We start from the raw sequence: 8,373 nt of genomic DNA, 5'->3' as shown, positions 1-8,373 counted from the left end.
TACGTCCCTGTAAGCTTGGCAGCCGCATCCATGCGGCTGACACCCCGCACTCCGACACCGCCCCACCTCTGACAGATTCCTGCTGCTGTTGGTAGGTGTCGACCTTGGTCGACACGGTAGATCCACGCCATGCGTGATGCATTTCGATTCCAATTCGAAATATTCGATTCCGATGGAGATTCATCCACGCATGGCGTGGATCTACTGCAGATCGCGGAGATCTGTCGAAGGCGGGGTGGGTCCGGTTGCGGGGGCGTGAGCCGCATGGATGCGGCGACCGAGCCTACACGGACGTACTTGCGGCGTCCCCCGCAAACTGACCCACCCCGCCACCCCACGGAGAACCAGCTTCTGACGTTGACGTTGATTGCAGCGGGTGCAGGGCGCCGCCCTGCCGAACTAAACTACCCGCCGTTGTCCCTGCAGGATTGCCCATGTTCGATACCTCGCCCCAGCTCGATTGCGCCGGCCGCATCCTGCGCCTCGACCGTGCCCGGGTCATGGGCATCGTCAACGTCACCCCGGACTCGTTCTCCGATGGCGGCGCGCACGACACCACCGAGGCTGCGGTCGCCCATGGCCTGAAGCTGGTCGAGGAGGGCGCGGACCTGCTGGACATCGGCGGCGAATCGACCCGGCCGGGCGCTGCGCCGGTATCGGTGGAGGAGGAACTGCGCCGGGTGATTCCGGTGATCGAGCAGCTGGCCGCACGCACCCGGGTGCCGATCAGCATCGACACCTTCAAGCCGGAAGTGATGCGCGCGGCCGTGGCGGCTGGCGCCGGCATGATCAATGACATCTACGGCCTGCGTCAGGAAGGGGCGCTCGACGCCGCCGCTGCAACCGGCGTGCCGGTGGTGCTGATGCACATGCAGGGCGAGCCAGGCCACATGCAGGCCGATCCACATTACGACGACGTGGTCGCCGAGGTGCACGGCTTCCTGGTCCAGCGCCTGTTCGCTGCCGAGATGGCGGGCATTGCGAAGAAGAACCTGCTGATCGATCTCGGTTTCGGTTTCGGCAAAACCACCGCCCACAACATGACCCTGCTGGCACGCTCCGAGCAGTTCCTGGAGCTGGGCGTGCCGATGCTGGCGGGCCTGTCGCGCAAGCGCAGCCTGGGCGAACTGACCGGTCGCGACACACCGTCCGAGCGCGTGGCCGCCTCGGTGGCCGCGCACCTGATTGCGGTGCAGCGTGGTGCGCGCATCGTGCGCGTGCATGACGTGGCGGCCACCGTCGATGCGCTGAAGATCTGGCAGGCGGTCGAGGCCGTGCCGACGCCGCGCGCCGACGCCACGCCGACGATCCGCTGGCCGGACGAAGACTGATGGGCATCGACCGGCGGCCACTGGCGATCGCCGTGATGGGGCCGACCGCCAGTGGCAAGACCGCCACCGCGATCGCTCTGGCACAGCAGCTGGATGGCGAAATCGTCAGCGTCGATTCGGCGCTGGTATATCGCCACCTGGATATCGGCTCGGCCAAGCCGGATGCGGCCGAGCGTGCGCAGGCGCCGCACCATCTGCTGGACCTGCGCGATCCGTGGCAGACCTACTCGGCAGCCGAATTCGCCGCCGATGCCGGCCGGGTCGTGGCCGACATCGTGGGGCGCGGCAAGATGCCGATCCTGGCCGGCGGCACGGGTCTTTATTTCCGGGCGCTGCTGCAGGGTCTGTCGCCGATGCCGGAGGCCGATCCGGCGACGCGCGAGGCGCTCAGCGCCGAGGCGGCCGAGCGTGGCTGGGCGGCACTGCACGCAGAGCTGGCCAAGGTCGATCCGGCGGCGGCCGCACGCATCCATGCTACCGACCCGCAGCGCATCCAGCGGGCGCTGGAGGTCTATCGCCTGACCGGCACCCCCATCACTGAATGGCAGCGCCGGCCGGGCGTAGCGCCCTTGCCGGTGCGCACCCTCAAGCTGGTCCTGGCGCCGCGTGATCGCGCGGTGCTGCACCAGCGTATCGAGGCGCGCTTCGACGCCATGCTGGCACAGGGCTTTCTCGACGAGGTGCGGGCGTTGCGCGCGATGCCGGAAATGGCTGCCGTGGAGGCGCCGCTGGACCTGCCGGCAGTGCGCGCGGTCGGCTATCGCCAGGCCTGGGAGTACCTGGACGGGGAGGGCGATGCTGCCCGCTTCCGTGACAAGGCCATCTTCGCCACCCGGCAGCTGGCCAAGCGCCAGCTGACCTGGCTGCGCGGTGAGCTTGATGCGCGCTGGTTCGACCCCCATATCGACCACGAGCGTCTTGCCGGCGCGGTGTCGACCTTCGTCGCACGCTGAACCCCCGCCAGCCGTGTAACATCATCGGTCGGCGGGCGGCTCGGGGGCCGTGGCAACCGTCGGCAACCCAATAAGAACAATAATCAGGAGTGTGCAATGTCCAAGGGGCAATCGCTGCAGGATCCTTTCTTGAACGCACTGCGGCGCGAACGCGTGCCGGTTTCGGTGTACCTGGTCAACGGCATCAAGCTGCAGGGCACGATCGAGTCGTTCGACCAGTTCGTGGTCCTGCTGCGCAACACGGTCAGTCAGATGGTCTACAAGCACGCCATTTCCACGGTTGTTCCGGCACGCAACGTGAAGGTCGGCCCGGGCGGTGGTTACGTGCAGTCGGGTGAAGGTGGTCAGGCAGGTGATGAAGCAGACGAGTAAGACCGGAGCGGTGAATGTTTGACCGCTCGAAAAAGGGCGAACACGCCCTGTTGATCCAGCCCCATTTCGGCAAGCTGGAAGACGATGTGCTGGAAGAATTCGGTGATCTGGCCCGCTCGGCTGGGGCCAGCATCGCCGCGACGATCACTGCGCGCCTGGACCGTCCGAATCCGTCGACCCTGATCGGCAGCGGCAAGCTGGACGAGATCAAGGCCGCGGCCGATGCCAGCGGTGCCGACCTGATCCTGGTCAACCATGCGTTGAGCCCGGGCCAGGAGCGCAACCTGGAACGTTTCCTCGAGCGCCGTGTGATCGACCGTACCGGCCTGATCCTGGACATCTTCGCCCAGCGTGCGCACAGCCACGAGGGCAAGCTGCAGGTCGAGCTGGCGCAGCTGCGCCACCTGGCCACGCGGCTGGTGCGCGGCTGGACCCACCTGGAACGCCAGCGCGGTGGTTCGATCGGCCTGCGCGGCCCGGGTGAAACCCAGCTGGAAACCGACCGCCGCCTGCTGCAGAAGCGGGTCGAACAGCTGCAGAAACGCCTGGAAAAGGTGGAGGTGCAGCGCACCCAGATGCGCCGTGCGCGCGTGCGCAGCGAACTGCCGCGCGTCGCCCTGGTGGGCTACACCAACGCAGGCAAGTCGACCCTGTTCAACGCCATGACCGGCGCCGAGGCTTATGCCGCCGACCAGCTGTTCGCGACGCTGGACCCAACCGTGCGCCGCATTGCGGTGCCGGGGGGCAACGTGGTGCTGGCCGACACCGTCGGTTTCGTCCGCGACCTGCCACATGACCTGGTCGCCGCGTTCCGTTCGACCCTGTCCGAAGCGCGCGAGGCCGATTTCCTGCTGCACGTGGTCGACGCCGCCGATCCGCATCGCGAGGAGCGCATCGCCCAGGTCGACGAGGTGCTGACCGCGGTCGGTGCCGGCGACCTGCCGCAGCTGCTGGTGTTCAACAAGATCGACCGCATCGAGGGTGCCGACGTCCGCCACGACGGCCAGGATGGCATCCCGGACGAATCGCGCCGCGAGCGGGTGTGGATTTCCGCACGCGACGGGCAGGGCCTGGAGCTGCTGCAGGCGGTGCTGGGCAAGCGCCTGGGCCTGCAGCACGTCACCGGCGAACTGCGCCTGCCGCCGGATGCCGGCCGCCTGCGTGCGCGCCTGCACCAGCTGGAAGTGATCCGCAGCGAGCAGGCCGATGAAGACGGCTGGCTGCTGCAGGTCGACCTGCCGATCGCCGAAGCCGAAAAGCTGGCCGCCAGCGCCGACGGCGCGCCGATCCGGGCGCTGCTGCCGGAGAAGCTGCCGGAGTGGTGAGGTAGCGGCCAATCCCCGGTAGTGCCGGCCGTTGGCCGGCAGCGACCGTGCTGGAGGGGCGCGACATCCGCCTGTCATCTGCGGTACAACGTGCAGGTTCTTCACCCCACCGTCATGCCGATGTCCATTCCCACCGACGCTGACCTCAACGCCCAGTCCGCCGCGCTCGGGCAGCGCCTGCAGCAGGCTTCGCTGCAGTTGGTGACCGCTGAAAGCTGCAGTGGTGGCTGGATCGCCAAGTGCATGACCGATATCGCCGGTTCCTCGGCCTTCTTCGACTGCGGCATGGTGGTCTACAGCTACGAAGCCAAGCAGCGCCTGCTGGGTGTGCGCGCGCAGACCCTGGAGCAGTTCGGTGCGGTCAGCCGCGAAACCGTGCTGGAGATGGTGTCCGGCGCACTGGTCAATTCCGGTGCCGGCATCGCCGTGGCGGTGACCGGCATCGCGGGTCCTGGCGGTGGCAGCCCGGACAAGCCGGTCGGCAGTGTCTGGATCGGCTGGAAGCGCCGTGGCGGCTACGCCCGCGCCGAACTGTTCCAGTTCGATGGCGACCGCGAAGCCATCCGCCGGCAAACCGTGGCGGCGGCATTGCGCGGTATCGACGCCCAGCTGTGACATGCTGCTCCGGTAATCGTCCGGAGCACGCATGATGTGGGAAACGCTGGGCACGGTCCGTGACCTGGGCCGACTGCAGGAAATCGCTGTCGTCCTGATCCGCTATGGCTTCGGCGACGTGGTGCGGCGCATCGGCCTGGCCAGCACGCTGGAGCGGGCAGGGCGCCTGCTGCACTGGAACGAGGAGCGGCAGGAACTGCTGCGGATGACCGCGCCGGTGCGCGTGCGCAGCGCGATGCAGGATCTCGGCCCGACCTTCGTCAAGCTCGGTCAGGTGCTGGCGACGCGTGTCGACCTGCTGCCACCGGAATGGATCGCCGAGCTCTCTGAACTGCAGAACGCAGTGCCGGCGCTGCCGTACGCGGATATCCGCGAGCAGCTCGAGGCCGACCTTGGTGCATCGCCGTCAGAAGTGTTCGCCTTCCTCGATGAAACCCCGATGGCCGCCGCTTCGCTGGCGCAGGCCCACCGCGCGCGCCTGCATGACGGTCGCGAGGTGGTGCTGAAGGTGCGTCGCCCCGGCATCCGCGATGTGGTTGAGGCCGACCTGCGGCTGCTGGCCCGCCTGGCGGAGATCGTCGAGGCGCGACTGCCGGACCTGCGTCGTTACCGCCCGGCCGAGGTCGTGCAGCAGTTCACCGTGTCGCTGCGCCGCGAACTGGATTTCGCGGCGGAATGCCGCAATGCCGAGCGCATCGCGCGCAACTTCAGCGGCCGTGATGACATACTGATTCCGAAGGTGCACTGGCAGTGGACCTGCGAGAGCCTGAACGTGCAGGACTTCGTCGACGGCATTCCTGGCCGAGACCTGGCCGGCGTCGATGCGGCGGGCCTGGACCGGCGCGAGCTGGCACGGCGTGGCGCCGGCATTGTGCTGAAGATGGTGCTGGAGGACGGCAGCTTCCACGCCGATCCACACCCCGGCAACATCATCTACCTGCGTGACGGCCGCATCGGCGTGATCGATTTCGGCATGGTCGGCGCCTTGTCGGAAGTGCGGCGTTTCCAGGTGGCTCAGCTGCTGCACGGGCTGGTCGAGCAGGACCCGCAGGGCGTGGCCGACGTGCTGCTGGACTGGGCCGGCGGTGTTGAGGTGGACGAGAACCGGCTGCAGCACGACATCAGCCAGTTCGTAGATCAATACCGTGGCGTGCCGCTGAAGGACCTGCACATCGGCCTGATGCTGGGCGACATCACCCAGCTGCTGCGCAGCTACAGCCTGACCCTGCCGGCTGACCTGGCGCTGATGATCAAGGCGTTCCTGACCCTGGAAGGCATGGGCCGGCAGCTGGACCCGGATTTCGACATGGCCAGTGCCGCGCGCCCGTTCCTGGAGCGGGTGGTGCTGCAGCGCTATGCGCCCAAGGCGCTGCTCAAGCGCGGCCGCCGCAGCCTGCTGGGCCTGGTCGACTTCGCCGGTGAGCTTCCCCGCGACCTGCGCAAGCTGGTGCAGGCGGCGCGCCGGGGACGCCTGCAGTTGAAGGTGGAAACCACGGCGCTGCAGGGCTTCGGCGAACAGGTGAACCGCGCAGCGAACCGGTTGGTGATGGGCATCGTCACTGCTGCGCTGATCATCGGTTCCTCGATCGTGATGCACAGCGTCGGCGGCGTCTCCAGCCGCTGGCTGCTGGCACTGGGCGTGTGTGGCTTCATCGGCGCCGGCTTCTGCGGCGTGTGGATCCTGTTCTCGATATGGAGAAGCGGTAAACACACGTGAGTGTGTTTACCGCGGAATCGCGCAGCGATTCCTGTAGAGCCGACTGTTAGTCGGCTGCATTTGCTTTTGTCGCCCCCGGCACTTGCAGTCCCGGATATTAGTAGTAATACTACTAACCATGGACCTGACCGACACCCAGCAGGCGATCCTGCAGTTGATCGCCGAGCGTATCGAGAGCGAAGGCGCGCCGCCCTCGCAGACTGAAATCGCACGTGCGTTCGGCTTCAAGGGCGTGCGCGCGGCCCAGTACCACCTGGAAGCCCTGGAGCAGGCCGGTGCGATCCGTCGCATCCCCGGTCAGGCCCGCGGCATCCGCCTGGTGCAGGCACCGCCGGTCGAGAAGCTGGCCGAGCCGGGCCTGCCCGACAGTGTGCTGCGCCTGCCGGTGCTGGGCCGGGTTGCGGCCGGCCTGCCGATCGGCGCCGACATCGGCTCGGACGATTTCGTGGTGCTGGACCGGGTGTTCTTCTCGCCCGCGCCGGACTACCTGCTGAAGGTGCAGGGCGATTCGATGATCGACGAGGGCATCTTCGACGGTGACCTGATCGGCGTGCATCGCACCCGCGACGCCCATTCCGGGCAGATCGTGGTGGCCCGCATCGATGACGAGATCACGGTCAAGCTGCTGAAGATCGCCAAGGATCGCATCCGCCTGCTGCCGCGCAATCCTGATTACAAGCCGATCGAGGTACTGCCGGATCAGGACTTCGCGATCGAGGGCCTCTATTGCGGCCTGCTGCGGCCCAACCGTTGACCCGTTCCATAGCGCATTACCCCGCGGTCTTTTGTGGCGATTCTCTGGTTCCACTGAGGTTGGTACGGATGTCCGATAATTCTTTTCAGAGCGCCGGGCAGAATCTCAGCCTGTGCGATACGTCCGACTTAAAGTGAACCCATGGCAAAGAAGACCCCCAAAGACAGCACCTCCAACGACACGACCTCTGCAAGGACCAATCCGATGGACGAGAACAAGAAGCGCGCCCTCGCTGCAGCTCTGGGCCAGATCGAAAAGCAGTTCGGCAAGGGCTCGGTGATGCGCATGGGCGACCGCGTGGTCGAACCCGTCGAAGCCATCCCGACCGGTTCGCTGATGCTCGACATCGCGCTGGGCATTGGTGGTCTGCCGAAGGGCCGTGTCGTTGAGATCTACGGGCCGGAATCCTCGGGCAAGACCACCTTGACCCTGCAGGCCATCGCCGAATGCCAGAAGATGGGCGGTACCGCGGCCTTCATCGACGCCGAGCACGCGCTGGACCCGATCTACGCCGCCAAGCTGGGCGTGAACGTGGACGACCTGCTGCTGTCGCAGCCGGACACCGGTGAGCAGGCGCTGGAAATCGCCGACATGCTGGTCCGTTCGGGTTCGGTCGACATCCTGGTGATCGACTCGGTTGCCGCGCTGACCCCGAAGGCCGAAATCGAAGGCGAGATGGGCGACCAGCTGCCAGGCCTGCAGGCCCGCCTGATGAGCCAGGCGCTGCGCAAGCTGACCGGCAACATCAAGCGCTCCAACACCCTGGTGATCTTCATCAACCAGCTGCGCATGAAGATCGGCGTGATGATGCCGGGCCAGAGCCCGGAAACCACCACGGGTGGCAACGCGCTGAAGTTCTACGCCTCGGTCCGCCTGGACATCCGCCGTATCGGCGCGATCAAGAAGGGTGACGAGATCATCGGTAACCAGACCAAGATCAAGGTCGTCAAGAACAAGCTGGCACCTCCGTTCAAGCAGGTCATCACCGAGATCCTGTATGGCGAAGGCATCAGCCGTGAAGGCGAGCTGATCGACATGGGTGTGGATGCCAAGCTGGTCGAGAAGGCTGGCGCCTGGTACAGCTACGGTGAAGAACGCATTGGCCAGGGCAAGGACAACGCCCGCGGCTACCTGCGCGACAACCCGACTGTCGCCGCCAAGCTCGAGGCCGAGCTGCGCGAGAAATTCCAGCCGGCCGAAGCGGCCCGCGAGGAAGGCGACGACGAAGGCGAAGACGAATAAGGCTTGCTGTGGGGCAGGGTGGCGCCGTCAGTGACGTCGCCCTGTCCCGCAGGTTCGAATCGCC

Annotated in this window: 8 protein-coding genes; all 8 read left to right on the top strand. The window is 66.6% G+C overall.

Translation table 11 applies throughout. The annotated features are described in order from the left end of the window. Window positions 1–434: 434 nt before the first annotated feature. On the top strand, window positions 435–1,331 hold the full coding sequence (folP, locus tag O0K41_RS12890) for a dihydropteroate synthase (protein ID WP_049449786.1): 897 nt from the start codon (window positions 435–437) through the stop codon (window positions 1,329–1,331). Next, window positions 1,331–2,284: a tRNA (adenosine(37)-N6)-dimethylallyltransferase MiaA gene (miaA, locus tag O0K41_RS12885; RefSeq protein WP_049449787.1), complete on the top strand. Its 954-nt coding sequence runs from the start codon at window positions 1,331–1,333 to the stop codon at window positions 2,282–2,284. The genes folP and miaA overlap by 1 nt, the downstream gene beginning before the upstream one ends. A gap of 96 nt (window positions 2,285–2,380) precedes the next feature. Continuing rightward, window positions 2,381–2,656, top strand: coding sequence for an RNA chaperone Hfq (gene hfq / locus O0K41_RS12880; RefSeq protein ID WP_004152891.1), 276 nt, complete (start codon window positions 2,381–2,383; stop codon window positions 2,654–2,656). Between the two features lie 14 nt (window positions 2,657–2,670). After that, window positions 2,671–3,981: a ribosome rescue GTPase HflX gene (gene hflX / locus O0K41_RS12875; protein WP_032128411.1), complete on the top strand. Its 1,311-nt coding sequence runs from the start codon at window positions 2,671–2,673 to the stop codon at window positions 3,979–3,981. A gap of 120 nt (window positions 3,982–4,101) precedes the next feature. After that, the gene (locus O0K41_RS12870) at window positions 4,102–4,596 is read left to right on the top strand and encodes a nicotinamide-nucleotide amidohydrolase family protein (protein WP_005409020.1); all 495 of its coding nucleotides are present in this window, start codon (window positions 4,102–4,104) and stop codon (window positions 4,594–4,596) included. Window positions 4,597–4,630: 34 nt separating this feature from the next. Further along, window positions 4,631–6,313 carry a 2-polyprenylphenol 6-hydroxylase gene (gene ubiB / locus O0K41_RS12865; protein ID WP_108270689.1) on the top strand — a complete coding sequence of 561 codons (1,683 nt, stop codon included), beginning with the start codon at window positions 4,631–4,633 and terminating at the stop codon, window positions 6,311–6,313. A gap of 118 nt (window positions 6,314–6,431) precedes the next feature. Then, window positions 6,432–7,067 carry a transcriptional repressor LexA gene (gene lexA / locus O0K41_RS12860; protein WP_005412936.1) on the top strand — a complete coding sequence of 212 codons (636 nt, stop codon included), beginning with the start codon at window positions 6,432–6,434 and terminating at the stop codon, window positions 7,065–7,067. 204 nt (window positions 7,068–7,271) lie between these two features. Next, window positions 7,272–8,309 carry a recombinase RecA gene (gene recA, locus O0K41_RS12855; RefSeq protein WP_005412937.1) on the top strand — a complete coding sequence of 346 codons (1,038 nt, stop codon included), beginning with the start codon at window positions 7,272–7,274 and terminating at the stop codon, window positions 8,307–8,309. The last annotated feature ends 64 nt before the right edge of the window (window positions 8,310–8,373 follow it).

The sequence above is a fragment of the Stenotrophomonas sp. Sm2128 genome (assembly GCF_030985535.1).
Taxonomy (GTDB): domain Bacteria; phylum Pseudomonadota; class Gammaproteobacteria; order Xanthomonadales; family Xanthomonadaceae; genus Stenotrophomonas; species Stenotrophomonas maltophilia.
This window is presented reverse-complemented; position numbering and strand designations above follow the sequence as displayed.